Origin of the sequence: Janibacter cremeus, assembly GCF_013409205.1 — a bacterium.
GTDB classification, from domain to species: Bacteria; Actinomycetota; Actinomycetes; order Actinomycetales; family Dermatophilaceae; genus Janibacter; species Janibacter cremeus.
This window is the reverse complement of record NZ_JACCAE010000001.1, coordinates 2,169,534-2,194,860: the sequence shown is the minus strand read 5'-3', so window position 1 is coordinate 2,194,860 and position 25,327 is coordinate 2,169,534. Positions and strand designations below refer to the sequence as shown.

The following is a 25,327-nucleotide window of genomic DNA, read 5'->3' as shown; positions in this document are numbered from 1 at the left end:
GCGCGATGCTACTCACCAGTCATCCACATGGGGTGGATCCTGCGCGACCCGTCCGGAGGGAGTGAGAGGATCACGCACATGCGCCAGATCCGCCAGAGCCTAAAGCTGAAGGACGTACGCTACGACGTACGCGGCCCGATCCTCGTCGAGGCCCAGCGCCTCGAGGCCGAGGGCCACAAGATCCTGAAGCTGAACATCGGCAACACCGCGCCCTTCGGCTTCGAGGCCCCCGAGGCGATCGTCGCCGACATGACCCGGCACCTGTCCGGCTCGCAAGGGTACGTCGACAGCAAGGGGATCTACTCGGCGCGGACCGCGGTGGCGCAGTACTACCAGTCCAAGGGGCTGAAGGACACGACCGTCGAGGACGTCTACATCGGCAACGGCGTCTCCGAGCTGATCTCGATGGTGTTGCAGGCCTTCGTGGACGACGGCAACGAGATCCTCATCCCCGCCCCGGACTACCCGCTGTGGACCGGCGCGGTCTCGCTCGCGGGAGGCACCCCGGTGCACTACCGCTGCGACGAGAGCAACGGGTGGAACCCCGACCTGGCCGACATCGAGTCGAAGATCACCGAGAACACCCACGCCCTGGTGATCATCAACCCCAACAACCCGACCGGCGCCGTCTACTCGCCCCAGATCGTGCGCGGCCTCGTCGACATCGCGCGGCGGCACGATCTCGTGGTCATGGCGGACGAGATCTACGAGAAGATCATCTTCGACGATGCCGTCCACCATCACGCCGCGAAGTACGCCGGCGACGACGTCCTCTGCCTCACCTTCTCCGGCCTGTCCAAGGCCTACCGTGTGTGCGGCTACCGTGCCGGCTGGGTGATGATCTCCGGACCGAAGCACCTGGCGCAGGACTACCTCGAGGGCCTGACCCTGCTGGCCAACATGCGGATGTGCTCCAACGTCCCGGCGCAGCACACGATCCAGACCGCCCTGGGCGGATACCAGTCGATCGACGAGCTCATCGTGCCCGGCGGGCGCTACCACGACCAGATCAAGCTCGCTTCCCGGCTGCTCAACGAGATACCCGGCGTCTCGTGCGTCGAGCCGCGCGGCGCGCTCTACTGCTTCCCTCGCCTCGACCCGGAGGTGTACCCGATCGAGGACGACGAGGCCTTCGTCATCGATCTGCTGCGGGCGAAGAAGATCCTGGTCACCCACGGGAGCGGCTTCAACTGGCCCGAACCGGACCACTTCCGCCTGGTGACCCTTCCCGACGAGGACGTCCTCACCGAGGCCATCGGCCGGATCGCGGACTTCCTGGAGACCAAGCGGTCGTGAGCAGGTGACCATGAGCACATGCCCATGAAAGAGGAGGGGACCCGCCTCGCCGTGCTGGCTGGCGGTGCTCTCGGCACGCTCGGTCGGTGGTGGGTCGGGGCATCCCTGCCCGCAGCCGGACCCGGGTGGGGCTGGGCGACGCTGACGGTGAACGTCACCGGGGCCCTTGCCATGGGGTTGCTCGTGGCCTGGCTGTCGGCACGGATGGGCCACCCACTGGTGCGACCCTTCGCTGCCGTCGGCCTGCTCGGCGGGTGGACGACGTACTCGACCTTCGCGCTGGACGCGCACACGGTCATGGACGACCAGGGTGTGGTGTCCGCACTCGGCTACGTCGTGACCACGATCGTCCTCGGCGTCGGTGCGAGCTTGGCCGGGTTGCTCATCGGAGAGCGCTGGTTCGTGTTCCTGCCCGAATTGACCGAGCACATCGCGGACGAGGACGAGCTGTGACCTGGCTCTTCGTGAGCATCGGCGGCGCCCTCGGCGCGCTGGGCCGTCACGAGGTAACCACCGCGGCCCGACGCCGGGGCGCCACCGCATCCGGGGCAACGATGCTGGTCAATCTCCCCGGGTCGCTCCTGCTCGGGCTCGTCGCCGGGGTCGTCACCTCCGGTGGCCCCGACTGGCTCCTCCCGCTCCTCGGGGTCGGGTTCTGCGGCGGCTTCACGACCTTCGCCAGTCACGCGCTCCACATCACGGCGGCCGTGCGGGAGCAGCGGGTCGGCCATGCCGTGACCGACCTCGTTGTCAGCCTCGTGCTCGGGGTGGCGCTCGCCTCGCTCGGCTGGTGGCTGACGACCTGAGGTCCGACACCACTCGGCGACCGATGCGTGGACGTCCTAGGATCAGGCCATGACCGACCGGGACCCGATCGCCGAGGCGCGCCAGCAGTGGGTGTCCCACGGCTGGGCGGACGCCGCGGACGGCATGGCCCTGATCACCTCGATCACGCGGGCCCAGCAGCTCCTCGTCGAGCGGGTCGAGGACGTGCTGCGCCCCCACGGGTTGACCTTCGCCCGATACGAGATCCTGCGCCTGCTCGCCTTCAGCCGCCGACGGTCGATGCCGATGAGCCGTCTCGGCTCGCTGCTGCAGGTCCACGCGACAAGCGTCACGAGCGCCGTCGACCGCCTGGAGAAGCAGGGCCTTGCCGAGCGCCTGCGCCTCGAGCGTGACCGGCGGGTCGTCCTCGCCTCCCTCACGACGAAGGGGGCCGAGGTCGTCGAGGCGGCCACGGCGGACCTGAACGCGCGCGTCTTCACCTCCCCCGGCCTGGACCCGGACCAGGTCGCGGCAGCGACCGAGCTGCTCACCTCCCTTCGCGCCACCCACGGGGACACGGTGGCGCAGGTGACCGCGGTGCACGCCAAAGGGGATGCGGCCCGACTCAGGGAGTGAGGAACGAACGACCAAGGGCCGTATGCCTTTTGGATTGCACCGCAGAGCGGGGTCGCACAGAAATGCTTGGATGTCCTAGTATTGGTCGGGTACCGACTACTCGATGACGAGGTTCCCTCATGTCTGCGCCCGCCAAGCCCGCCAAGCCAGAGCTGCACTCCCCGACCAACCCGGTGCGATTCGTGACCGCGTCCGCGCTCTTCGACGGACATGACGCCTCGATCAACATCATGCGGCGGATCATGCAGAGCCAGGGCGCCGAGGTGATCCACCTCGGGCACAACCGCTCCGTCCAGGAGGTCGTCGATGCGGCGATCGACGAGGACGTGCAGGGAGTCGCCGTCTCGTCCTACCAGGGCGGGCACGTGGAGTACTTCGAGTACCTCACCCAACTACTGCGCGAGCAGGGCGCCGGGCACGTGCAGGTCTTCGGCGGGGGCGGCGGCGTCATCGTGCCGGAGGAGATCGACCGGCTCCGCAAGGCCGGCGTGACGATCTTCTCTCCCGAGGACGGCCAACGTCTCGGCCTGCCCGGCATGATCAACACCCTCATCGCCGACTGCGACACCAACGTCTGGCAGATCGGTCCGACGACGCTCGACCAGGTCCTCGCCGGTGAGCGCGCTGCCGTCGCGCGCGCGATCTCCGGCGCCGAGCTCGACGCGCTCGACAGTGCCTTCCTCGACGGGGTCACCAAGGCCGCCGAGAAGTCCAGCGCGCCCGTCCTCGGCCTCACCGGCACCGGCGGCTCGGGAAAGTCCTCGCTCACCGACGAGCTGGTGCGTCGCTTCCGTGTGGACCAGCAGGACAAGCTGCGCGTCGCGGTCATCGCCGTCGACCCCACCCGCCGCAAAGGCGGTGGAGCGCTGCTCGGTGACCGCATCCGGATGAACTCCCTCGGCGAGAGCAGCGCAGGATCCTCTCCGGTGCTCTTCAGGTCGCTCGCCACCCGCGGCGAGCGCGAGATCCCCGACTCGCTGCAGACCGTCATCAACATCACCAAGGCCGCGGGCTACGACCTCGTCGTCGTCGAGACCCCGGGCATCGGTCAGGGCGACGCCGCGATCATCCCCTACGTCGACGTGCCGATGTACGTCATGACGCCGGAGTTCGGCGCGGCCAGCCAGCTGGAGAAGATCGACATGCTCGACTTCGCGGAGGTCGTCGCGATCAACAAGTTCGAGCGCCGCGGCGCTGCCGACGCATTGCGCGATGTCGCCCGCCAGCTGGTGCGCAACCGGGAGGCCTTCGGCGTCAAGCCCGAGGAGATGCCGGTCTTCGGCACCTCCGCCGCGACCTTCAACGACGACGGTGTCACCGGTCTCTACCACCACCTGCGCGACCTTCTCGCCGAGAAGGGCCTCTCGGTCGACGAGGGCCAGCTCCAGCGTGTCGACACGAAGTACTCCACCCGATTCGGGCAGGTCGTACCGACCACTCGCGTGCGCTACCTCGCGGAGATCACCGAGACCGTCCGCGGGTACCACGAGCAGACCCAGCAGCTTGCCGACAACGCCCGCCGGGTGCAGCGTCTGGCCCTCGTCGATGACGAGCTGACTGCTGCCGGCAAGGACGGGCACGGCGTCGACGAGCTGCTCGATGCCGCCCGCGCGGAGATGCCCACCGAGATCACTGACCAGATCGAGGGGTGGCCCTCGGTCGTGAAGTCCTACGAGGGCGACGAGCAGGTGGTGACGATCCGGGGCAAGGAACTGCACACCAAGCTGACCAAGGAGTCCCTCTCCGGCAACAAGATCTCCCGGGTCGCCCTGCCGAAGACCAGCGATCACGGCGAGCTCGTCACCTACTGGCGCTCGGAGAACCTGCCCGGGGTGTTTCCCTTCACCGCCGGCGTCTTCCCGTTCAAGCGGGACAACGAGGACCCGGCGCGCATGTTCGCCGGCGAGGGTGACCCCTTCCGCACCAACCGTCGCTTCAAGATGCTCTCCCAGGGGCAGCCGGCGACCCGCCTGTCCACGGCCTTCGACTCGGTCACCCTCTACGGGCGCGACCCGGGTGAGCGCCCCGACATCTATGGCAAGGTCGGTACGTCCGGCGTCTCCGTCGCCACCCTCGACGACATGAAGGCCCTGTACTCCGGCTTCGACCTCGTCTCGCCGACGACGAGCGTGTCGATGACGATCAACGGGCCGGCGCCGACGGTCCTCGCCTTCTTCCTCAACACGGCGATGGACCAGCAGGTCGACCTCTTCCGTGAGCGCGAGGGCCGCGAGCCGTCGGGCGCGGAGGCCGAGGAGCTGCGCACCCACGCGCTGCAGACCGTCCGCGGCACCGTCCAGGCGGACATCCTCAAGGAGGACCAGGGGCAGAACACCTGCCTGTTCTCCACAGAGTTCTCGCTGCGGATGATGGCCGACATCCAGGAGTGGTTCATCGAGCAGGGCGTGCGCAACTTCTACTCGGTGAGCATCTCCGGCTACCACATCGCCGAGGCCGGGGCGAACCCCATCAGCCAGCTCGCGTTCACCCTCGCCAATGGCTTCACGTACGTCGAGGCGTACCTCGCCCGCGGGATGGACATCAACGACTTCGCACCGAACCTGTCCTTCTTCTTCTCCTCCGGCATGGATCCGGAGTACTCGGTCCTCGGCCGGGTCGCGCGCCGCATCTGGGCGGTGGCGATGAAGGAGAAGTACGGCGCGAACGAGCGCAGCCAGAAGCTGAAGTACCACATCCAGACCTCCGGCCGGTCGCTGCACGCCCAGGAGATGGACTTCAACGACATCCGCACGACGCTGCAGGCCCTCAACGCGCTCTACGACAACGCCAACAGCCTGCACACCAACGCCTACGACGAGGCCGTGACGACCCCGTCGACGGAGTCGGTGCGTCGGGCCCTGGCCATCCAGCTGATCATCAGCCGCGAGTGGGGCCTGTCCTACAACGAGAATCCGCTGCAGGGCAGCTACATCATCGACGAGCTGACCGAGCTGGTCGAGGAGGCCGTGCTGCTGGAGTTCGACCGGATCAATGACCGGGGCGGCGTCCTCGGCGCGATGGAGACGGGCTACCAGCGCGGTCGCATCCAGGACGAGTCCCTCGTCTACGAGCACGGCAAGCACGACGGCTCGGTCCCGATCGTCGGCGTCAACACCTTCCTCCGTGAGGACGGGGAGAAGGGGGAGCCTGATGAGATCGAGCTGGCTCGCGCCACCGAGAAGGAAAAGGTCTCGCAGCTGGAGCGCGTGCACTCCTTCCAGGAGACCCACCGTGACGAGGCGGCCGCAGCACTCGAGCGCCTGAAGGAGGCCGCCACGAGCGATGCGAACGTCTTCGCGGTGCTCATGGACGCGGCACGGGTGTGCTCCCTCCAACAGGTGACCGAGGCCTTCTTCGATGTCGGCGGGCAGTACCGGCGCAACGTGTGAGGCATCGGTAGCGTGAGGGGCGTGAGCACCGACCGCTGGCCCGCGTGGGTCTACGCCGAGGGTGATGAGCCCGACTTCCGCTTCTCGCTGGCCAACGAGCGCACCTTCCTGGCGTGGCTGCGCACGACCCTCGCGCTGATCGCCGCCGGCGTCGCCGTGAACGTCATCGACTTCGGCATCTCCGAGGGGGTGGTGCACGGACTGTCGGCGCTGCTGCTCGGACTGGGAGTGATCACGCCGGCCACAGCATTCGTGCGGTGGGCCAGGGCCGAGCGGGCCATGCGGCACGAGACACCGTTGCCGTCCATGGGAGCCCTGGCCGTGGTGCTCACCTGCGTCGTGCTGCTCGTCGCCGCGATCCTCGCGGTCGTCGTGGTGGTGCTCTGATGCAGGAGCTGCACCCATGAGTGAGTTCACGACCGCGTCCCCTCGCGGCGCCCAGCCCGAGCGGACGGCCCTGTCCTGGCAGCGCACCGCCCTCGCCAGCATCGCCGGCGCCGCAGTCATCGCACGGCACTCCTCCGAGACACTCGGCGTGGTCGCCCTGCTGCTCTTCCTGGGGACCGCGGGGCTCGCGGTTGCGGCGTTCGTCCTCGGGTGGCACCGCTACGACCTCTCACCCGGCGAGACGGCCCGACGACGCGACGGTCGCGCCCCCTTCGCCCTCGCCCTGGCCATCGTCGCGATGGCCCTGACCGAGTTGCTTGCCCTCGTCACTCCAGGAGACTGAGATGCCCACCGACGACCTCGGAGCCACCCTCGAGCCGGGACCTCCCCCGCAGCGGGTCGTCTCCCTCGTGCCGAGCCTGACCGAGGCGATCGCCGCCTCCTGCCCGGGGGTGCTCGTCGGCGCCACCGACTGGTGCACCCACCCCGGGGACCTCGACGTCACGCGGGCGCGCGGAACGAAGAACCCGAATCTGAAGGTGATCGCCGGCCTCGAGCCCGACCTCGTCGTGGTCAACAAGGAGGAGAACCGCGAGCTCGACGTGCGACGGATGCGCGACCGCGGGATCCCGGTCTGGGTGACCGACATCGAGGACGTCCCCTCGGCCCTGACGTCGATGCGCCGGCTCTTCGTCGAGGCCCTGCAGCAGCCGGTCCCCGACTGGCTCGAACATGCAGAGGAGCTCTGGGGCACCCCACCACCCACTCCGCGCGGTCGCCTCGTCGTCCCCATCTGGCGTGACCCGTGGATGGTCGTCGGGCCGCGGACCTACACCACCGACCTGCTGTCCCGGCTCGGGTGGAGCAATGCCTACGCGGGGCCGGATGCCGACCCCGACAAGCGGTACCCACACGTGGACCTCGCCGACATCGATCGGGATGACGTCGACCTCGTGCTCCTGCCGGACGAGCCGTACGAGTTCACCGTGGATGACGGTCCGGAGGCCTTCGTGCAGGCTCCGACCCGGCTGGTCAGCGGTCGACTGCTGACGTGGTACGGCCCGGCGATGGTCGAGGCGTACGAGACGCTCGCCAGGGAGTAGCGGCCCGTGGTTTCGAGGCGTCAGCCGCGGACGGCTTCCGCGCCTCAACCACCGAGCGACGGCGAAGGGAGCCGGTCACCGTGCGGTGACCGGCTCCCTTCGCCGCCTCGGGTGGAGGCATACGCGCAGACGAATCCTCGGGGCGTATACCTCCACTCCGCGGTGGGCTCCCGGTCAGCGTCTCCTCGGGGCGATCGCGGCGGCGGCATCGATGATGCCGTCGCCGTAGAAGCCGTTGAAGTCCGCGTCACCGGTGCACTGCGCGTTGTACGAGTCCGGAATCGGAGCCGGGTAGTCGAACAGGCGCGGCTCAGGACACGACGTGTTCTGGGCGGAGCTCCTCAGGATGCTCTCCGTCCGGTCCGGGTCGAGACCGTAGCCGGCCCTGCCGTGCATCTTGCCGTAGCGGGAGACGATGAGCGCCGCGACACCCGTCGCGTGCGGGGCGGCCATCGACGTCCCCTGGTAGTACTCGTAGTACCCGCACAACTCGCCACGGTGACTGCCCCGACGTGAGCGCTTCAGGCAGTCCTTGAAGACCGAGCCCTCGCCGGCCTCCGTGATGTTGCCGTCCTCGTCGACCGTGCCCTCGGCCTTGACGACGTTCTCCGGGACCGAGGAGAGGATCATGCTCTCCTGGTTCGGGCCCGTGGCGTTCGGCCAGTCGTAGGCGTCGCCGCCGGGGGCAGCCACCTCGATCTGGTCGGAGTCGATGTCCGTCGTGTAGTTCGAGTAGTAGGCCTTGCGCTCCGACGGACCGACCGCGGAGACGCCGATGACGTCCTCGTGCTGCGTCGGCAGGTCGAGGCAGTTGGCCGGGTCGATGGTGCGCTCGTGCTCGTTGCCCTCCGGGTAGTTCGGGCTCGAGGTGTCGGTCAGCGGCTGACCCAGGTCGTTGGCCGCGTTGCCGAGGGCGCCCACGAGCGTGACGTCCTTGTCGTGTGCGTAGCTGAGGGCTCGCGAGACCGACTCGATGATCATGTCCTGCTCGGCTGCCTCCTCCGGGCTGTCCTCGGGTGCGCCGCCGTGGCAGTAGTAGGCCCACGGGTCGACGTAGAAGCTCATGTTGACCACGTCGAGGCCGGCATCAGCAGAGTAGGTGAGAGCGTTGACGACCGGGCCGACGAAGAAGTACCCGGCGTCCTGGCCCGCGCGCACGTTGACGATGCCCACGCCCGGCGCTACGCCGGAGACACCCATCCCGTTCTTCACGGCGGCGACCGTGCCGGCTACGTGGGTGCCGTGGCCGCCGTTGTCGACGTCCGCGGGGTCGACACAGCCTTCGTACTCGCACGGCCCGTCGATCGCCGGGATGTCCGTGACGAAGTTGCGCGAGAGCTTGTGGTCGAAGTTCTCCCCGATGTCCGGGTGGCTGGCGTCCACACCGGTGTCCATGATGCCGACCTTGACCCGCCGGTCACCGGAGTCGATCCTCTGCGCCTCTGGCGCGTTGATCATGTCCATGCCCCACAGCTTGTCGTCCAACGGATCGGGGGCGAACTTACCGGCCCGGTGACCCTTGTGGTGCCCATGGCCCGTGCCGTTGCCGGGGCTCTTGCCGTTGCCTTCGCCGAAGCCCGGTCCCCGATTCGGGCGCTCGACCGCGTCCTTCTTGTGGTCCCGTGGCGAGCGTCCCACGACACCCTCCGACGCGGCCCCGAAGACGTTCTTCATCGACCGGGCCTTCTTGGCGAAGTTGGCGTCCGTCGAGGTCACGATCACCATGCCGACTTGATCGTTGACAGAGGTGACGGTCGCCCCCTTCGCCTCGAGCTGCTCGGCAAGGTCGGCCGCGCTCCCGCCCCGCTCCGCGAGCACCACATAGTGCTCCGGACCGTTGGACGCGGATGAGGCGGTCGAGCCGGTGCTGTCAGTTGGTGCTGCGGTGGCGCTGGTGGTCGCCGCTATTCCGGTCAGTCCGAGCGACAGCGCGCCCAGGACCGAGACCATACGTTGGTGTCGCATGCACATTCCTCCCAGTCTCGGGGATGGCTCCGTTGCCATCACCGACTCGACGAGTATGACCTCGATCGACCGGGAATGCGCGTCGAACGGCGGACGAGCCACTCAGCGAGTGTGCGCCCCCGAGCGTCCTACTTCAGTTCCTTGCTGGAGTACCCGAGGACACGACGTGCGATGACGAGCAACTGGATCTGCTGCGTGCCCTCGAAGATGTCGAGGATCTTGGAGTCGCGCGCCCACTTCTCCAGCAGCTCGGTCTCGGCGTAGCCGGTGGCTCCGGCCAGCTCGACGCAGGCGAGGGAGACGTCGACGCAGGTGCGCCCCGCCTTGGCCTTGGCCATCGAGGCCTCCATCGAGTTCGGCTTGCCATTGTCGGCCATCCAGGCGGCCCTCAGTGTCAGGAGGTAGGCGTTCTGGTAGTCCGCTTCCATCGCGATCAGCCGGGCGGCCGCGGCGGACTGGACGTGCGCGGGACGGTCCCAGTCGACGACGACACCGGCGTCGGCCAACAGCGCCGTCGTCCTGTCGAGCGACGCGCGGGTGAGGCCCAGGGCCATCGACGCGACGAGCGGACGGGTGTTGTCGAAGGTCTGCATGGCACCACCGAAGCCACCCGCCCCAGACCCGCTGGCTCCTCCGTCGCCACCGGTTCCGTGGGCCCAGATCCGGATCTCCGGGTCACCCAGGAGGTCCTCGGCGGGCACGCGGCAGTCGTCGAGCACGAAGGCCGCCGTGTCGGAGGCGCGGATGCCGAGCTTGTGCTCCAGACGCACCAGCTGCAGGCCGGGGTTGTCACGGCGCACGACGAAGGACTTGATGGCCTGCTTGCCCAGGCTGCGGTCGAGGGTCGCCCACACGACGACCAGCTCGGCGCGCTCGCCGGAGGTGACGAAGATCTTCTCGCCGTTGAGGACGTAGTGGTCGCCGTCCTTGGTGGCGGTGGTGCGGATGGCGCCGGAGTCGGACCCGGTGTCGGGCTCGGTGATCGCCATCGCGGCCCACTTGCCGGCGTAGCGCTCCTTCTGCTCGTCGCTGGCGACGGCGGCGATGGCCGCGTTGCCCAGGCCCTGGCGCGGGATCGACAGGGTCAGGCCCACGTCACCGCGGCAGGTCTCCAGGATCGAGAGCACCGAGGAGAGGTTGGAGCCGTTCTTGTTCTCCTTCTCCCCCTTCGCGCTCCTACGACCGGAGCCGACGGCCGCGACGTCGCCCTCCTGTGCACCGTCGTCCTTGGCGCGGGTGGTGTTGGCGGCCCCCGCCCCCTGGCCGGCGCCGCCGTCGGCCATGCCGTCGATGACGGCCGAGACGAGGTCGAGCTCGGCGGGGTACTCGTGCTCGGCACGGTCGTACTTGCGCGAGATGGGCCAGAAGACCTCCTCGGCCATACCGCGGGCCTGGGAGATGAGCGGACGGAACTTCTTCGGAACCTCGAGATCGATCATTGTCGTGTCCTTCGTGTAAGTCGGTGGCTCCGGGCTCGGCCGTGGACGCTCTGCACCTCGGCCACCGGGAAGAGTGAGTGGGTGGGTGCCGATCAGACGAGCAGCATGCCCTCGAGGACTCCGGCGCCCCGCAGATCGCGGTACCAGCGCTCGTTGTCGAACTCCTTGACGAAACCGTGGCCGCCGAGCAACTGGACGCCGCTCGAGCCGATCCACATGGCGTGCCGCGAGGCGAGGCTGCGAGCCTGGGCGATCTCGGCGCTGGCGTCCTCACCGCGGTCGAGGAGGGATGCGGCCTTCCACACCACCAGGCGCAACCCGGCGAGCTCGATGGCGATGTCGGAGATGGTGAAGGCGACGGCCTGGCGGTAGCCGATCGGCTCGCCGAAGGCCTTGCGCTCCTTGACGTACTCGCTGACCTGGTCGAGAACGGCCTGCGAGGTGCCGACAGCGGCCGCGGCCCAGGCCAAGCGGGCGCGACGGACGGCGTCGCGGTGGTCGTCAGCGGCGCCGAGCAGGTCGTCCTCCTGCACGCGCACACCCTCGAGGTGCAGACGCGCGGTCCGGGAGGCGCGCACGCCCATGGCGGGGTCGTCCTCGGTCTGCAGGCCCTCGAGGCCCGCCGTGACGATGACCAGACGGGACTCACCGTCGACCTCGGCGGAGACGATGAAGAGCTCGGCCTCCTGGGCGCCGGGCACGAGTGCCTTGACGCCGTCGAGGACGATCTCGCCACCCTCGCGTCGGCCCGTGGTCCGCAGGGCGAAGGGGTCGAAGAGCACCTGCGACTCCTGCAACGCCAGGGCGGCGACCGGTGGGTTCTCGCCGGTGAACTCGGCCAGGTACGTGGCCTGCTGCTCCGCGCTGCCGTAGCTCGCGAGCGCGGTGGCAACGGCCGAGCGGGCCATGATCGCGGTGGCGATGCCCATGTCGCCGCGGGCCAGCTCCTCCAGGACGAGGGCGCCGGTGACGGCGGAGCGCTCCTCGGCGATGCCGTCCAGCTCGGCCGGCACACCGATCAGGTGCAGGCCCATGTCGGCGGCGGCCGCACGGACCTCGTCCGGCACGGTGCGCTCGCCATCGGCCGTCGCCGCGGCGGGGCGGATGACCTCCTCGGCGAGCTCGCGCGCCACGCCCTGGATCATCTGCTGGTCCTCGGTGGGCGTGAGGTCGAAGGTCTTCTTGGGCTTCGTCGGGGCCGGTCGGGCCGGGTCGCCGGAGGCCTTCTTCCTGGCGAAGCTGCGGCCGGCGGCGGTCTGGGCCTTGAAGCCGGTCACGGCGCCCTTGTACAGGTACTTCTCGACCCGGGCGCGTACGTCCTTGTCCTTCAGACCGGGCAGCCCCCCGGCCTTGGCGATGAGGCGCAGGCCGATGCGCTGGCCCTTGTCGGCCAGGGTCATCGTTTCACTGGAAGCCATGGGACTACCCCTTCGTGTGCGGCAAACCGAAAGTGTTCGGTACAGACAGTACCTGCTACAGCGAGTACCGGTAAACCGGTGAGTCACTACGATCCCGGGTGATCCGCGGCACAGCGGATCATCACCGCTCAATCCAATGCCGCGGGTGATCTCAGGCACAGCAGGCACGTCGCACCCGACACCACCCCTTCTACTGGCGGTAACCTGCCCGCAACGGGAGTCCGAGTGGGAGCACCCGACACCAGAGCACGTGAGAGGGATACAGAGCATGGTCGACGTCGACGCCGCGCTGGATGCGTCAGGCCTCACTAACGAGGCGGTCCGCGAGTACGTGAAGCACTGGGCGCAGATCACCCAGCCGGACCGGATCGAGGTGATCGGCGCCGAGGACGACGACCGCCTCATCCAGGAGTGCCTCGAGTCCGGCGAGTTCCAGCCCGCCGGTGAGGGTCGCTACTACTCCCGCTCCTACTCCAAGGACACGGCTCGCTCGGAGGAGCGCACCATCGTCGCGACCAACGACGAGAAGGACAAGGGCGTCTACAACAACTGGCGTCCGGCCTCCGAGATGAAGGAGAAGCTGACCGAGCTCATGCGCGGTCAGTCCAAGGGCAAGACGATGTACGTCCTGCCGTACCTGATGTCCCCCAGGAAGAACGAGCTGTCCCAGTGGGCCGCAGGTGTCGAGCTGACCGACAGCCGCCCGGTCGTGCTGCACATGATGCGTATGTCCCGGGTGGGCGTGGAGCACGTCAATGACCTGCCGCAGCAGGGCAACTTCGTGCGCGCCGTGCACGTCACCGGCGACTTGGAGAACCTCGGTCAGGGCACCCCCGACGACAAGCGCTACTTCGTCACCGTCGCCGACGAGCGGATGATCCTGCACTTCGGCTCCTCCTACGGCGGCAACGCACTGCTCGGCAAGATCGCCCACGGCCTGCGCCAGGGCGCCTACGACGGCTGGGACACCAAGAAGTTCCTCGCCGAGCAGTACATGCTCATCGGCATCACCGACAAGGAGACCGGCAAGCGGTACCACATCACCGGTGGCTTCCCGAGCGCCTCGGGCAAGACGAACCTCGCGATGATGCTGCCGCCGGATGCCATGGGCGACCGCTACCAAGTCGACTTCTACGGTGACGACATCGCATGGCTCTGGGTCGACGAGTCCACCGGCAAGCTCATGGGCATGAACCCGGAGTTCGGGGTCTTCGGCGTCGCGAAGGATACCAACGAGAAGACCAACCCGACCGCTCTGCACTCCATGGACCCGGGCACGAAGGTCATCTTCACCAACGTCGCCTACAACCCGAAGCTCGAGGACGTCTGGTGGGAGGGCCGCACGCCCGAGCCGCCGGCCGACCTGGACGGGTGGCTGGACTGGAAGGGCGAGCCGATCGCCGACCGCGAGCCGGGCGACACCTCTCCCTGGGCGCACCCGAACAGCCGCTTCACCACGACCCTGGCCAACGTCCCGAACGCCGCCGAGGACTTCGACGAGGCAGCCGGCGTGCCGATCGACGCGATCATCTTCGGTGGTCGCACCCGCGACCGCGAGCCGCTGATCCGTGCGATCCACGACGTCGCCGAGGGCGTCTACGACGGCCTGACCCTGGGCGCCGAGGCGACCTTCGCCGCCGAGGGCGTCGAGGGTCAGCTGCGCTACGACCCGATGTCCAACCGGCCGTTCATGGCCTACGGCGAGGGTGACTACGCGCGCCACTACCTGGACCTGCTGGCCCAGGTGAAGGACAAGCCGCTCTTCGCGCACGTCAACTGGTTCCAGAAGGACCCGGAGGACGGGCACTACGTGTGGCCGGGTTTCCGTGAGAACCTGCGCCCGCTCCTGTGGCTGATGCGCCTGAAGGACGGGGAGGTCACCGGCCGCAAGACGGCCGTCGGCATCATCCCGACCGAGGACGAGCTGGACCTCGAGGGCCTCGACCTGCCGCAGGCCGACCTCGACCGGATCCTGTCCATCGACGTGCCGCGCTGGCAGCAGGAGATGGGCTTCCGTGAGGAGCACCTGAACCAGTTCGACCGGTTGCCGGAGGAGATCTGGGAGGCGCACCGCCGAGTGACGAAGGCCCTCGACGAGCAGAGCTGACCTGTCGTTCGACGAAAGCGGCCCCGGTCCATCAGGACCGGGGCCGCTTTCGTCGTGTCGTGAGCCCACCAGTGGAGCAGATGGGTCTCACGGGTCGGGCTCGACCTCAGCGTGCAGGCCGGCCTCCAACGGCTCACGTGCGGTCTTTGCCCAACTCGATCGACCCATAAGCGTCCGGATGAGTGCACGGACCACGACCGGGAAGATCAGCCACGAGTAAATGGTGTAGGGCACGAGCAGGACGACAGCGAGCAGCTTCGCCGCAAGGCCTCGGGCTCTGCCCAGGAGGCCGATGACGCCGGACAAGAAGGACAGTGAGAGGAAGAACACGGCGATCTGCCACGAGGTCCCCCACAGCGGGAGATCGCTGATTACCGCCAGAAGCACAGCGGCGGCAAAGCCCATGCCCACGACCATCTGAACCACAGGTGTCATGAGGTAGAACCAGATGTCGACCCGGGCCAGCCTTCGGCAATCCACCTGTTGCAGACCGCGAAGCAGCGAGATTGACTCCCATGCCCCTTGCGACCAGCGGGTCCGCTGCCGGTAGAGACGACGCAAGGACGACAATCCCTGCTGCGAGACCGTCGCCTCCAGATCCTGAGCACCCTTCCACCCGCTCCCAAGCAACCGGACACCGACATCTTGGTCCTCGGTGAGCCGGTGCCGCCATGGACCGTCCCCCTCGACGACCGTGTCCAGCGCGGCCAGACGGTTCGCTTGACCGTTACCCCCCATGTTGGCTGTGCCCCACCACGATCGTCCGGACTGATACAACCGGCCGAATACAGCGAACTCAACATCCTGTGCCCACGTCAACCACCCGCGCCGGTTGTATATGCGCACTAGGGACTGGACACCACCCATATGTGGGTCGCCGAAATGCCGAGCCAGGCACTGCGGTGCGTCCGGGGAAAGGCGACCGTCGGCGTCAACCACGACCACGAGGACCTCGTGTGGCCGCCACTGATGATAGGCCGGTTCGCTGAGGAGTTGGTGCACTCGTCTCCACGCGGCATTGAGCGCCGCGGCCTTCCCCCGACGGGCGTCCGGCAAGTCACGTCGCAGCACGGTCAGGCCGTCGCTGGTCAGATCCGCCAGGATCTCCGGGGTCGCGTCATCAGAGCCGTCGTCGATGACAAGAATTACCTTGTGCGTGGCCCGCGCTTCGTCCAGTCGCGCAACGCTGTCGGCAATGGTGACCTGCTCATTGAGTGCCGGCACCAGGAAGACCCATAGGTAGTCGCTCTCTGGCACCTCAGGCAGTTCCCGGCGGCGCTCACGCCCAGCCACCACGGCCAGCATCACCGTGTCACCGACGGTTGCGATGATGAGAACCAGCGCAAACAGGTAGACCAGCTGGATGCCCAACGGCAGCCCCGGGTACAACCAGAGCCAGTCCGGAAGCGTCACTGCTGGAGGGTTTTGGTCACGACGGCCTCTGAGGACTCCCCTTCGACGTCCGCAGCGATGTCGTCAGATTGCCTGACCTCGTCCCAGCCGCCGAGGCGCCGCAACGCCTGCCGACTGAAACCCGCACCGTAGGGAGCCGGTGCCGCAGTGCCGTACGCGATGTGCTCGAACGCCGCAACGATCCGTTCCGAGGCGTGACCATCACCGTAGGGGTTTTCCCGCGACGTCATCGCCTCGCGAGCCGTGGCCGAGCCCAACAACGCACTGGCCTCGGCCACGATTCGCTGTACGTTCGTGCCCACCAACTTCAACGTGCCGGCGTCCACCCCCTCCTGCCGTTCGGTGGATTCTCGCAAAACCAGGACTGGAGTGCCCACAGCCGGCGCTTCCTCCTGGATGCCGCCGGAGTCGGTGATGACCAAACATGCGCGCTTCAGTAGGCGCGCGAAGGGCACGTACGCCAGCGACGCCACCATGATCACGTTCGGAAGGTCGTCCAGCTTGCTACGTAGGATCGACGCGACAGCCGGGTTCGGGTGCAGTGGAAGCACGAACTTGACTGTCTCGAATCGATGCGCGAGCTCAGCGATCGCCGCACCGATCCGTTCCAGACCTCCCCCCCAGTTCTCTCTGCGGTGCGCTGTGACGACGACGACGGGTACAGCAGGGTCGGCCTCGAGCTGGTCGAGCTCGGCGACACCGTAGGAGCCCTCCATGTCCGCGGCGTCCTGGAGCGCATCGATTGCGGTGTTGCCCGCGACGAAGATTCGTTCGGACGGCACATTCTCCCGGATGAGGTTCTCCTGGTTGGTGCTCGTCGGAGCCAGGTGGAAGAAGGCGAGCCGAGAGATCATCGCGCGATTCGACTCCTCCGGGAAGGGAGAGCGAATGTCACCGGTGCGCAGGCCGGCCTCCACATGGGCAACCGGTAGTCCAAGGTGGAAAGCTGCAAGGGCAACCGCGGCCGCGCTGGTTGTGTCGCCGTGAACGAGGCAGGCCACCGGGAATCGTCGGTAGTCACGGTCTGCGGGACGGTCTTCCAAAAGCCCGAACTCTTCGAAGAAGAACTGCTGGAACCCGGTGAGGATGTGGGCGAACAATTCATTAAGGGTCAGGCCGGGACGCCCCGCCCCCAGGTCCGCATCGACAGTGAGTCCTACACGCTCAAAAACCACGTCGACGATTCCCGGATGCTGCCCAGTGGCGACGATGTACGGCTGCACCAGATGACTGTCGGCCATGGCGCGGGCCAAAGGCGCCATCTTGATCGCCTCAGGCCGTGTTCCGACAACCACCAGAATTTTCCGTCGGGGCCGCTGAACGTGATCGTGGTGCACCTTTTCCCCAATACCTCGTATGTCAAGAGCGTGGTTAGCCTAGCCGCCGGTGGATCAGGAACCTTGGGACCGAATCAGGCCCCGCCGCGTTCCCGCTGGCAGGGCCTGTTCCGTCTGTCTCAACACAGAGTGCGCCCGTAGGGATTCGAACCCCAAACCTTCTGATCCGTAGTCAGATGCTCTATCCGTTGAGCTACGGGCGCCCGCTGCCGAACTCGTCGACAACACGAAGGGACAATACCCCTACTGCCCCCCACCAGCGAAATCGGCGTCCGCCCGAACAGGGAGCGGGCTGACTGCCGGGGACGAAGCCGAAGACGATGGGCTCGACCCCTCGCCGCAGGTGCGATCAGGTCGGGCCTTGGGCATCCTGACCGTCCTGCTGAGTGCCGCCTCCCCCGGGCCCCCGGCCATCCTGCTGCTGTTGGTCGAGGCCTGGCGCCTGTTGGCCGGGGCCAGGCGCTTGGCCCCCCGGACCCTGCCCTCCTCCCGGGGGCTGCCCCCCACCCTGGTCCCCGGTGGAGACGCCTTGTTCCAAGGTAGCCGCCGCGGTGACTGCACCTGCCGAGCCCAGGCCGATCGCCAGGGCGGCGGCGACGGCTGTCTTGCGTCCACGCCATCGGGGCGGGTTCGCCGCCGGGGCGGTGGGCGAAGAGACCGAGGCAGGCAGCGGGGCGGTCGACTCGTCGAGGGTGGGGTCGGATGGGTTCGGCTGGGTCACGATGACTCCTGGGTTGATTGGCATGATCGGTCAACGACTACGCTCGGGCGCTCACCTGTGCCGAACCTGTGATCGGCCCGTCACCACCCTTCGCGTCCCGTCCACAGCAAACACACAGCCCACGCACGGCTCCCACCGGCCCCAACGCGCTTGAATGGAGCCATGCCATCGCGTCCAAGCACCCAGCCGCAGACTCTGACCCGTGTCGACGGGTCGCCCGTGCGGGTCCTGGTCGTCGACGACGAAACCAACCTCACCGAGCTGCTCGCCATGGCCCTGCGCTACGAAGGGTGGGACCTGCGCACCGCCGGCACCGGCGCCGAGGCCGTGCGCATCGCCAGGGAGTTTCGCCCCGACGCGGTCGTGCTCGACGTGATGCTCCCGGACTTCGACGGGATGGAGGTGCTGCGCCGGATGCGGGCTGACTCACCCGATGTTCCGGTCCTCTTCCTCACGGCCCGGGACGCCGTCGAGGACCGAATTTCCGGGTTGACCGCCGGCGGTGACGACTATGTGACCAAACCCTTCTCACTGGAGGAGGTCGTGGCTCGGGTCCGCGCGCTCATGCGACGGAGCGTCGTTGTGGCCGGCGAAGGGAGCCCCCTGCTCGTCGTCGGCGACCTCACGCTCGACGAGGACAGCCACGAGGTGACCCGTGGCGGGCAGGAGATCTTCCTGACGGCCACGGAGTTCGAGCTGCTGCGCTATCTCATGCGTAACCCACGGCGGGTGCTGTCCAAGCCACAGATCCTCGACCGAGTCTGGCACTACGACTTCGGCGGCGAGGCCAACGTCGTCGAGCTCTACGTCTCATACCTGCGCAAGAAGGTCGATGCCGGTCGCGACCCGATGATCCACACGATGCGCGGCGCCGGCTACGTCCTCAAGCCGGCAACGCGACCATGACGGGGCGCCTGCGCCGGCCCGCGTCGTGGACCCTGAGGGCCAAGCTCGTCGCCTCGGTGCTCCTGCTCTTCCTCGCCGTGACCATCCTCACCGGCACCCTGACGAGCATCTCGTCCCGCCAGTACCTGACACAGCAGGTTGACGATGACCTGCTCAGCGCCTCCCAACGATTCATCGGGACGCTCGACGACACTCCCGACCACGGGCGCGTCCGCGGAGGCCCTCCAGCCGGCAGCGGCAACGGCGTCCTCCATCTCGTGCTGCGCGACGGCACGGTCGCCGTCGATGATCACGGCCAGGAGATCAACTACGCCGTCAACGTCAGAGGTCAGAACGACCGCCTCGACAGCGACGAGATCACCGAGATCAACACCGCGGGGTTGGGCCGCGCACCGAGCACTGTCGACCTCGGCGAGGACATCGGGAGCTATCGACTCGTGTCGGCCCGCACCGCGGATGGGCTCACCGCGGTCACCGGCGTACCGATCGACCCCATCGACTCGACCGTCCGGGCAATCGCGGTCATCGTGGCCGGCTCAAGCGCCATCGGACTCGCCGGTGTGTGGCTCGGCAGCACCTACCTGGTCCGCCGCAGCCTCCAACCTCTCGACCGGGTGGCAGGCACGGCCCGCCGGGTCTCCCAGCTCGATCTGGACTCCGGGGACGTCCCGCTCGCCGAGCGCGTGCCGGACGTCGACCCCCGCACCGAAGTCGGGCAGGTCGGGCTCGCGCTCAACGGTCTGCTCGACAACGTCGACGGTGCGCTGCGGGCGCGCCACGAGTCAGAAACTCGAGTGCGACGCTTCGTCGCCGATGCCAGCCACGAACTGCGCACGCCCTTGGCCTCGATCCGTGGATACGCCGAGCTGTCGAAGCGAGAGCCCGAACCGATCCCGGACTCCGTCACCCACGCGCTCGCCCGAGTCGAGTCCGAGTCACTGCGCATGCAGACCCTCGTTGAGGACCTGCTGCTCCTCGCCCGGCTCGACACCGGACGACCGCTCGAACGCGTCCGCGTCGATCTCACGCTGCTGACGATGGACGTCACCAGCGACGCCCGAGCCGCCTCCCCGGATCACCGCTGGGAGCTTGACCTGCCACCCGAACCGGTCGACATCACCGGTGACCACGATCGCCTGCACCAAGTCGTCGCGAACCTCCTGGCCAACGCCCGCACACACACCCCACCAGGCACCCGGGTCCGAGCTTCCCTGCGCCACGAGGGGGACCTCGTGCAGCTGAGGGTCACGGACAACGGCCCGGGCATCCCAGAGGCCCTGCGGCCCGACGTTTTCGAGCGCTTCACCCGCGGGGACGACTCCCGCCAGCGCGCGTCGGGCAGCACCGGTCTCGGTTTGTCCATCGTCGCAGCGGTCACCCGGGCCCACGGCGGCCGTGTCGACGTATCCTCCCGGCCCGGGCAGACGACATTCACGGTCACCCTGCCCACAAGCTGACTCCCTTCGTCCGCGCGAAGTGAGGTCACCGCACCACCACAATCCGGCCACAGCCGTCGCACAGCAGCACTGTCGAACGTTGGTGCCATGGACACGACGACCTCGACAACACCACCCGCCCCTGCCTGGGCGAGGCCCGCCCTGTTCGCCCTACTCATGGCCACCGCCGTGCTCTACCTGTGGAACCTCTCCGCGAACGGCTGGGCGAACTCCTTCTACTCCGCCGCGGCCCAAGCAGGTTCGCAGAGTTGGACTGCACTCTTCTATGGCTCCTCGGACGCGGCGAATGCGATCACGGTGGACAAACCACCCGCCTCGTTGTGGATCATGGGACTGTCGGTCAGGCTCTTCGGCCTCAACTCGTTCGCGCTGCTCGCGCCGCAGGTACTCATGGGCGTGGCGAGCGTCGGAGTCGTCCACGCGAGCGTGCGCCGGCATTGGGGAGCAGCTGCTGGACTGATCGCGGGGGTGGTTCTGGCACTGACCCCTGTGGCCGCACTGATGTTTCGCTTCAACAACCCCGATGCGCTGCTCGTCCTGCTCATGACACTCGCGGCATGGGCCACGATGCGCTCTATCGAATCCGGCGCCATCCGATGGTTCGCCCTCGCCGGGCTCCTCCTCGGGCTGGGATTCCTCACCAAGACCCTGCAGGTGCTGCTCGTTGTCCCCTTCTTTGGCATCGCCTTCCTGGTGGCCGCCGACACCACCGTGCGACGACGGGTGGTCGGCGCGGTCGTCGGGACCGCCACGATGGTCCTGTCGGCCGGGTGGTGGGTCGCCGTGGTCGAGCTCGTCCCCGAGGGCATGCGTCCCTACATCGGAGGCAGTCAGACGAACTCCTTCCTCGAGCTGACCTTCGGCTACAACGGCCTCGGCCGGCTCAGCGGCGAGGAGGCCGGGTCCGTCGGCGGCGGCAACGGCTGGGGCGAGACCGGCCTCTTGCGAATGTTCGGCTCCACGGTCGGTGGACAAATCTCCTGGGCCATCCCCTCGGCTTTCATTCTGCTCGGCGTCGGTCTGTGGCTCCGCGGCCGCGCGCCACGCACCGACATCCGCCGTGCCGGCTACCTCGTATGGGGCGGCTGGCTCACCGTGACGATGGCGACGTTCTCCTTCATGGCGGGGATCTTCCACGAGTACTACACGGTGGCGCTGGCCCCGGCCGTCGCCGCCCTCGTCGGAATGGGCACGGCCGAGGCCTGGGAACGACGGACCGACGCCCTCGGCTCGATCACGCTGTCAGCCGCGACGGCAGCCGCCGCGACATGGGGGTTCATCCTGCTCAGTCGCACGGACGACTACGGGTGGCTTCGCGTGGCGGTCCTGGCCATCGGGATGGCGGCCGCCCTTCTTCTACTCGTGATCACGAGGGTGCACACCCGTGCGGTGTCGGTCATCATCGCCGCAGCGCTCTTCTCCGGGTTGGCCGGACCCGCCGCCTACAGCCTGACCACGGTCAGCCAGAGCCATTCCGGTTCGATCGTCACAGCCGGCCCATCGACGGGAGGGGACCCCGGTGGAGGCCGCCCGGGAGCCGGGCCCGATGGTGGCGGCGGCAGGCAAGGAGGAGGCCTCCTCGACGCCAGCACCCCGAGTACTGAGGTCATCGCAGCGCTGTCCGCGGACGCGGGCTCATACACCTGGGTCGCCGCTGCCGTCGGCTCGCAGAATGCCGCCGGACTGCAGTTGGGCACCCAGCTCCCCGTCATGTCCATCGGTGGGTTCAACGGTTCCGATCCATCCCCGACCCTCGAACAGTTCCAGCAGTACGTCGAGGACGGCCGGGTCCACTACTTCGCCGCTGGGGACGGCCGGGGAGCCGCTGCCGGAGGCAGTGGCTCGGGGTCTCGCATTTCCGCCTGGGTCAGTGAGCACTTCACCAAGGTGACGATCGACGGCTCCACCTTCTACGACCTCACATCGCCGGCCGACACATCAAGCCGGACAACCACGCCTGACGACGGGGGACAAACCGATGTCTGAGCAGTTCGCTCCCCCCGTCCTTGACGTCGTCATCCCGGTGTACAACGAGGAGGTCACCATCGCCGCGTGCGTGCACCGTCTCCACGCTCACCTCGTGGAGACCTTCCCCTACCCCTTCCGCATCACGGTCGTGGACAACGCGAGCACCGACGGGACCCTCGTCGTCGCCGAGCGGCTGTCCCTTCAGGTGCCGGGTGTCCACGTGCTGCATCTGTCCGAGAAGGGGCGCGGCCTCGCGCTGACGCAGGCATGGCTCACCTCAGAGGCTCTGATCCTCGCGTACATGGACGTTGATCTCTCCACCGACCTCGACGGCCTGTGGCCACTGCTGGCCCCCCTGATGTCCGGACACTCGGACCTCGCGATCGGCACTCGGCTGCACCGTGACTCCCGCGTCGTGAGGGGCGCGCAGCGAGAGTTCGTCTCCCGCTGCTACAACCTCGTCCTGCGCACGACCTTGGGGGCACGCTTCTCGGATGCACAGTGCGGATTCAAGGCAGTGCGCGCCGACGTGGCCAGAGAACTGCTCCCGCTCGTGAAGGACCGGACGTGGTTCTTCGACACCGAGTTGCTCGTCCTAGCGCAACGCTGCGGACTGCGCATCCACGAGGTGCCCGTCGACTGGTTCGACGACCCGGACAGCCGGGTCGACGTCGTCAACACGGCCAAGGACGACCTGCGCGGGGTGTGGCGGATGCAGAGAGCCTTTGCGTCCGGGGCCTTGCCGACCGAGACGATCCGCGACCGCATGGGCAGGGTCCCCCCTTCGTCCGGGGTCGGGGCGCACGTGGTGCGCTTCGGGGTCGTGGGCATCGCCTGCACCGTCCTTCACCTGGGGCTCTTCGCGATCATGGCTTCCGGCGTCGTCGGTGTCAGCACCCAAGTGGCGAACGCGGCAGCCCTGCTTCTGGCAACGGTCGTCAACACCTGGGCCAACCGTCGGTGGACCTTCGGCGTCCGCGGCAACGCAGGGGTGGCCCGTCACCATGCACAAGCACTCCTTGTCTTCGCGGGGACGTGGGCAGCGACTGCCGCCGCTCTTGCCGCACTGGACGACTCGTGGCCGGCTGCCCCGGTCACGGTCGCAACGATCGTCCTCGCGGTCGCCAACGTCGTTTCCACAGTCGTGAAGTTCGTGGCCATGCGCTCGTGGATCTTCGCCGGCGACCCAGATCCAGACCTGACGGCGTGGTGAGAGGATGCTCGCAGAGCGGTCGGCACCTCGAGACCAACCCGTGCTACTCGCTGCGGCGATGAAGGGCTGACCGCTGCCGGGCGAATGGGAAGAGCCCCCGGGCCATAGGCTCGGGGGCTCTTCGGCGCTGGCGGAGGCGGAGGGATTTGAACCCTCGACGGGGGTAACCCGAACCGCATTAGCAGTGCGGCGCCATAGGCCTCTAGGCGACGCCTCCAGACAACCCGGACAGACTATCTGGCGAGCCCGCCGCTCTCAAAGTCGGGTCCGGGCCTGGTCGCTCAGCCGCAGATGTCCTCATCGGCCGTGCGGGTCTCGATCTGCGTGGGCGCCGGCGGGGCCTGCACCGTCCCCTCCGGGAGCGGCGCGTCGCCTTCCCGGTTCGGCACCTCCTGCGCGTTCGGGGCACCCAGCCCCAGGGAGACCCGGACGGTCCCGACGGGCAACTCCTCGTCGACCTTCAGCTTGGCACCGTCGTACGCGGCGGCCACTGTCCTGGCTGCGGCCGCCTCCCCCTTCGCGTAGGTGACCGTGACGCCCTCGGTCTGTCCGGTCGGGGACTCGTTGACCACGGAAGCCTGGAAGCCCTGCACATCGAGCGACGACGCCTCCTGCGTGGCCAGCCCCGGCGAGCGCGTGTCGTTGTGGACCTTCACGACGATCTCCGAGGGCGCCACGGTCAACTCGGGTTCCGCCCCCGTGCCCTGCTTCTCCGCCTGGCCGGGCAGGAGGGTGTCGTCGCGCACGGCCGACCAGAGTGCGTCCGCCGCGGGCTGCTCCCACTGGACCCGGTTGGAGTCGGCCGGGTAGGGCTCGGTGGGCACGGTGACGAAGGTGAGCTCGTCCATGTCCAGACCCTTGACGCTCCTGGCGATCGAGAGCATCTTCCTCAGACCCAGGTCCTCGTCGGCGGTCATCGACGAGGTCGCCGCGTCGAGGAACGCGTACAACCTGTCGGGTCGCAGCAGCAACGAGCTGCGAGTGGCCTCCTGCGCCACCGATGACATGAAGGCCTGCTGCCGCTCGATGCGCTCCAGGTCCGAGCCGGTCCCGAGGGTCTTGCGCATCCGCACGTAGCCGAGTGCGTCATGGCCATCGAGCGTCTGCCGCCCGGCCGGCAGGCTGATCTGGGCGTCGGGGTCGTCCACGGGCTGCGGCAGGCAGACCTCGACCCCACCGAGGCCGTCGACCATCGACTGGAATCCGCTGAAGTCAACGACGGCGACGTGGTCGACGAAGATGCCCGTCAGGCCCTCGAGGGTCTTGACCACGCAGGCGGGGCCGCCCTTGTTGAAGTTGGCATTCCACTGACGCATCTCGCCGTTGACGACGGTCGAGCTCGGGTCGGCGCAGTCGCTGGGTGCCATGGTCATCGAGTCCCGCGGGATCGAGACGACCTGGGCAGACTCCCGGTCTGCGGAGATGTGCACCAGCAGGTTGGTGTCCGAGTTGGGCCCGTCCTCGATCTTGGTCCCGTACTCGTCGGTCCCGATGCCCTCACGGGTGTCGGACCCGATGACCAGGATGTTGAGGTCCTGGTCGATGTCCTCGGGACGGTCGTCGCTGCCGGAGGCGATGTCGAAGCGACCGATGTTGTCGTTGAGGTGCAGGCCCGTGAACACGGCAAGGGTGGCAACGAGGGCAATGACGAGCACGGCTCCGACGAGGCCCCGACGACGGGTGCGGGCACGCCTGCGCAGGCGTGCCTCACGTCTGTCCGACCGGCTCGTCCCACGTCTGTCGTCTCGCATCGAAGGGACACAGTAGTCCCTCGGTCTGCACGGGACGCACGAAGGCCCCCACCAGC

Annotated in this window: 19 protein-coding genes and 2 tRNA genes; 13 read left to right on the top strand and 8 right to left on the bottom strand. The window is 68.0% G+C overall.

Features of this window, described 5'->3' with window-relative positions; all coding sequences use genetic code 11:
• Positions 1 to 78 precede the first annotated feature (78 nt).
• From BJY20_RS10395 to BJY20_RS10360, 8 genes are all read left to right on the top strand, one after another.
• The gene (locus BJY20_RS10395) at positions 79 to 1,296 is read left to right on the top strand and encodes a pyridoxal phosphate-dependent aminotransferase (protein WP_185991461.1); all 1,218 of its coding nucleotides are present in this window, start codon (positions 79 to 81) and stop codon (positions 1,294 to 1,296) included.
• 18 nt (positions 1,297 to 1,314) lie between these two features.
• Positions 1,315 to 1,749, top strand: a complete 435-nt coding sequence (locus BJY20_RS10390) for a fluoride efflux transporter FluC (protein ID WP_185991460.1) — start codon at positions 1,315 to 1,317, stop codon at positions 1,747 to 1,749.
• Entirely contained in the window at positions 1,746 to 2,102 is a 357-nt protein-coding gene (locus BJY20_RS10385; protein ID WP_185991459.1) for a CrcB family protein, read from the top strand. Before BJY20_RS10390 ends, BJY20_RS10385 begins: the two co-directional genes overlap by 4 nt.
• Before the next feature lie 49 nt (positions 2,103 to 2,151).
• Positions 2,152 to 2,697, top strand: a complete 546-nt coding sequence (locus tag BJY20_RS10380) for a MarR family winged helix-turn-helix transcriptional regulator (RefSeq protein WP_185991458.1) — start codon at positions 2,152 to 2,154, stop codon at positions 2,695 to 2,697.
• Between the two features lie 119 nt (positions 2,698 to 2,816).
• A complete protein-coding gene (gene icmF, locus BJY20_RS10375; protein ID WP_185991457.1) occupies positions 2,817 to 6,086 on the top strand; it encodes a fused isobutyryl-CoA mutase/GTPase IcmF in 3,270 nt (1,089 codons plus the stop codon).
• Between the two features lie 21 nt (positions 6,087 to 6,107).
• Positions 6,108 to 6,473 (top strand): DUF202 domain-containing protein, encoded by a 366-nt coding sequence (locus tag BJY20_RS10370; RefSeq protein ID WP_185991456.1) that lies wholly within the window; start codon positions 6,108 to 6,110, stop codon positions 6,471 to 6,473.
• 16 nt (positions 6,474 to 6,489) lie between these two features.
• On the top strand, positions 6,490 to 6,816 hold the full coding sequence (locus BJY20_RS15720) for a DUF202 domain-containing protein (protein WP_221935306.1): 327 nt from the start codon (positions 6,490 to 6,492) through the stop codon (positions 6,814 to 6,816).
• A gap of 1 nt (position 6,817) precedes the next feature.
• Positions 6,818 to 7,576 (top strand): helical backbone metal receptor, encoded by a 759-nt coding sequence (locus BJY20_RS10360; protein WP_185991455.1) that lies wholly within the window; start codon positions 6,818 to 6,820, stop codon positions 7,574 to 7,576.
• Between the two features lie 174 nt (positions 7,577 to 7,750).
• On the opposite strand, the gene BJY20_RS10355 is transcribed toward BJY20_RS10360, so the two are convergent.
• The 3 genes from BJY20_RS10355 to BJY20_RS10345 all read right to left on the bottom strand — a co-directional run bounded on the left by BJY20_RS10355 (position 7,751) and on the right by BJY20_RS10345 (position 12,398).
• Positions 7,751 to 9,541 carry a S8 family serine peptidase gene (locus tag BJY20_RS10355; RefSeq protein ID WP_221935305.1) on the bottom strand — a complete coding sequence of 597 codons (1,791 nt, stop codon included), beginning with the start codon at positions 9,539 to 9,541 and terminating at the stop codon, positions 7,751 to 7,753.
• 128 nt (positions 9,542 to 9,669) lie between these two features.
• On the bottom strand, positions 9,670 to 10,980 hold the full coding sequence (locus BJY20_RS10350) for an acyl-CoA dehydrogenase family protein (protein WP_185991454.1): 1,311 nt from the start codon (positions 10,978 to 10,980) through the stop codon (positions 9,670 to 9,672).
• A 92-nt stretch (positions 10,981 to 11,072) separates the two neighbouring features.
• Positions 11,073 to 12,398, bottom strand: a complete 1,326-nt coding sequence (locus tag BJY20_RS10345) for an acyl-CoA dehydrogenase family protein (RefSeq protein ID WP_185991453.1) — start codon at positions 12,396 to 12,398, stop codon at positions 11,073 to 11,075.
• Positions 12,399 to 12,666: 268 nt separating this feature from the next.
• On the opposite strand from BJY20_RS10345, the gene BJY20_RS10340 reads away from it, so the two are divergent.
• Entirely contained in the window at positions 12,667 to 14,505 is a 1,839-nt protein-coding gene (locus tag BJY20_RS10340) for a phosphoenolpyruvate carboxykinase (GTP) (protein ID WP_185991452.1), read from the top strand.
• Between the two features lie 87 nt (positions 14,506 to 14,592).
• On the opposite strand, the gene BJY20_RS10335 is transcribed toward BJY20_RS10340, so the two are convergent.
• The 3 genes from BJY20_RS10335 to BJY20_RS10325 all read right to left on the bottom strand — a co-directional run bounded on the left by BJY20_RS10335 (position 14,593) and on the right by BJY20_RS10325 (position 17,458).
• Positions 14,593 to 15,918 (bottom strand): glycosyltransferase, encoded by a 1,326-nt coding sequence (locus BJY20_RS10335; protein WP_185991451.1) that lies wholly within the window; start codon positions 15,916 to 15,918, stop codon positions 14,593 to 14,595.
• Positions 15,915 to 17,213 (bottom strand): non-hydrolyzing UDP-N-acetylglucosamine 2-epimerase, encoded by a 1,299-nt coding sequence (gene wecB, locus BJY20_RS10330; protein ID WP_343062954.1) that lies wholly within the window; start codon positions 17,211 to 17,213, stop codon positions 15,915 to 15,917. The genes BJY20_RS10335 and wecB overlap by 4 nt, the downstream gene beginning before the upstream one ends.
• 172 nt (positions 17,214 to 17,385) lie before the next feature.
• Positions 17,386 to 17,458 (bottom strand) — tRNA-Arg (locus BJY20_RS10325).
• A 680-nt stretch (positions 17,459 to 18,138) separates the two neighbouring features.
• Between BJY20_RS10325 and BJY20_RS10320 the strand changes: the two genes are divergently transcribed.
• From BJY20_RS10320 to BJY20_RS10305, 4 genes are all read left to right on the top strand, one after another.
• Positions 18,139 to 18,882 carry a response regulator transcription factor gene (locus tag BJY20_RS10320; protein WP_185991450.1) on the top strand — a complete coding sequence of 248 codons (744 nt, stop codon included), beginning with the start codon at positions 18,139 to 18,141 and terminating at the stop codon, positions 18,880 to 18,882.
• Entirely contained in the window at positions 18,879 to 20,339 is a 1,461-nt protein-coding gene (locus BJY20_RS10315) for a sensor histidine kinase (protein WP_185991449.1), read from the top strand. Before BJY20_RS10320 ends, BJY20_RS10315 begins: the two co-directional genes overlap by 4 nt.
• Before the next feature lie 87 nt (positions 20,340 to 20,426).
• Positions 20,427 to 22,325, top strand: a complete 1,899-nt coding sequence (locus tag BJY20_RS10310) for an ArnT family glycosyltransferase (protein WP_185991448.1) — start codon at positions 20,427 to 20,429, stop codon at positions 22,323 to 22,325.
• Positions 22,318 to 23,520 (top strand): bifunctional glycosyltransferase family 2/GtrA family protein, encoded by a 1,203-nt coding sequence (locus tag BJY20_RS10305; RefSeq protein WP_185991447.1) that lies wholly within the window; start codon positions 22,318 to 22,320, stop codon positions 23,518 to 23,520. Before BJY20_RS10310 ends, BJY20_RS10305 begins: the two co-directional genes overlap by 8 nt.
• Before the next feature lie 128 nt (positions 23,521 to 23,648).
• Here BJY20_RS10305 and BJY20_RS10300 read toward each other — a convergent pair.
• Together BJY20_RS10300 and BJY20_RS10295 are read right to left on the bottom strand one after the other, a co-directional pair.
• Positions 23,649 to 23,737 (bottom strand) — tRNA-Ser (locus BJY20_RS10300).
• Between the two features lie 64 nt (positions 23,738 to 23,801).
• Positions 23,802 to 25,271: an LCP family protein gene (locus tag BJY20_RS10295; RefSeq protein ID WP_185991446.1), complete on the bottom strand. Its 1,470-nt coding sequence runs from the start codon at positions 25,269 to 25,271 to the stop codon at positions 23,802 to 23,804.
• Positions 25,272 to 25,327: the final 56 nt, after the last annotated feature.

Coding starts and splice junctions, on each gene's coding strand:
- BJY20_RS10395 (WP_185991461.1), top strand. CDS start 79: ATGCGCCAGATCCGCCAGAGCCTAAAGCTGAAGGACGTACGCTACGAC.
- BJY20_RS10390 (WP_185991460.1), top strand. CDS start 1,315: ATGCCCATGAAAGAGGAGGGGACCCGCCTCGCCGTGCTGGCTGGCGGT.
- BJY20_RS10380 (WP_185991458.1), top strand. CDS start 2,152: ATGACCGACCGGGACCCGATCGCCGAGGCGCGCCAGCAGTGGGTGTCC.
- icmF (WP_185991457.1), top strand. CDS start 2,817: ATGTCTGCGCCCGCCAAGCCCGCCAAGCCAGAGCTGCACTCCCCGACC.
- BJY20_RS15720 (WP_221935306.1), top strand. CDS start 6,490: ATGAGTGAGTTCACGACCGCGTCCCCTCGCGGCGCCCAGCCCGAGCGG.
- BJY20_RS10360 (WP_185991455.1), top strand. CDS start 6,818: ATGCCCACCGACGACCTCGGAGCCACCCTCGAGCCGGGACCTCCCCCG.
- BJY20_RS10355 (WP_221935305.1), bottom strand. CDS start 9,541: ATGCGACACCAACGTATGGTCTCGGTCCTGGGCGCGCTGTCGCTCGGA.
- BJY20_RS10350 (WP_185991454.1), bottom strand. CDS start 10,980: ATGATCGATCTCGAGGTTCCGAAGAAGTTCCGTCCGCTCATCTCCCAG.
- BJY20_RS10345 (WP_185991453.1), bottom strand. CDS start 12,398: ATGGCTTCCAGTGAAACGATGACCCTGGCCGACAAGGGCCAGCGCATC.
- BJY20_RS10340 (WP_185991452.1), top strand. CDS start 12,667: ATGGTCGACGTCGACGCCGCGCTGGATGCGTCAGGCCTCACTAACGAG.
- BJY20_RS10320 (WP_185991450.1), top strand. CDS start 18,139: ATGCCATCGCGTCCAAGCACCCAGCCGCAGACTCTGACCCGTGTCGAC.
- BJY20_RS10315 (WP_185991449.1), top strand. CDS start 18,879: ATGACGGGGCGCCTGCGCCGGCCCGCGTCGTGGACCCTGAGGGCCAAG.
- BJY20_RS10310 (WP_185991448.1), top strand. CDS start 20,427: ATGGACACGACGACCTCGACAACACCACCCGCCCCTGCCTGGGCGAGG.
- BJY20_RS10305 (WP_185991447.1), top strand. CDS start 22,318: ATGTCTGAGCAGTTCGCTCCCCCCGTCCTTGACGTCGTCATCCCGGTG.
- BJY20_RS10295 (WP_185991446.1), bottom strand. CDS start 25,271: ATGCGAGACGACAGACGTGGGACGAGCCGGTCGGACAGACGTGAGGCA.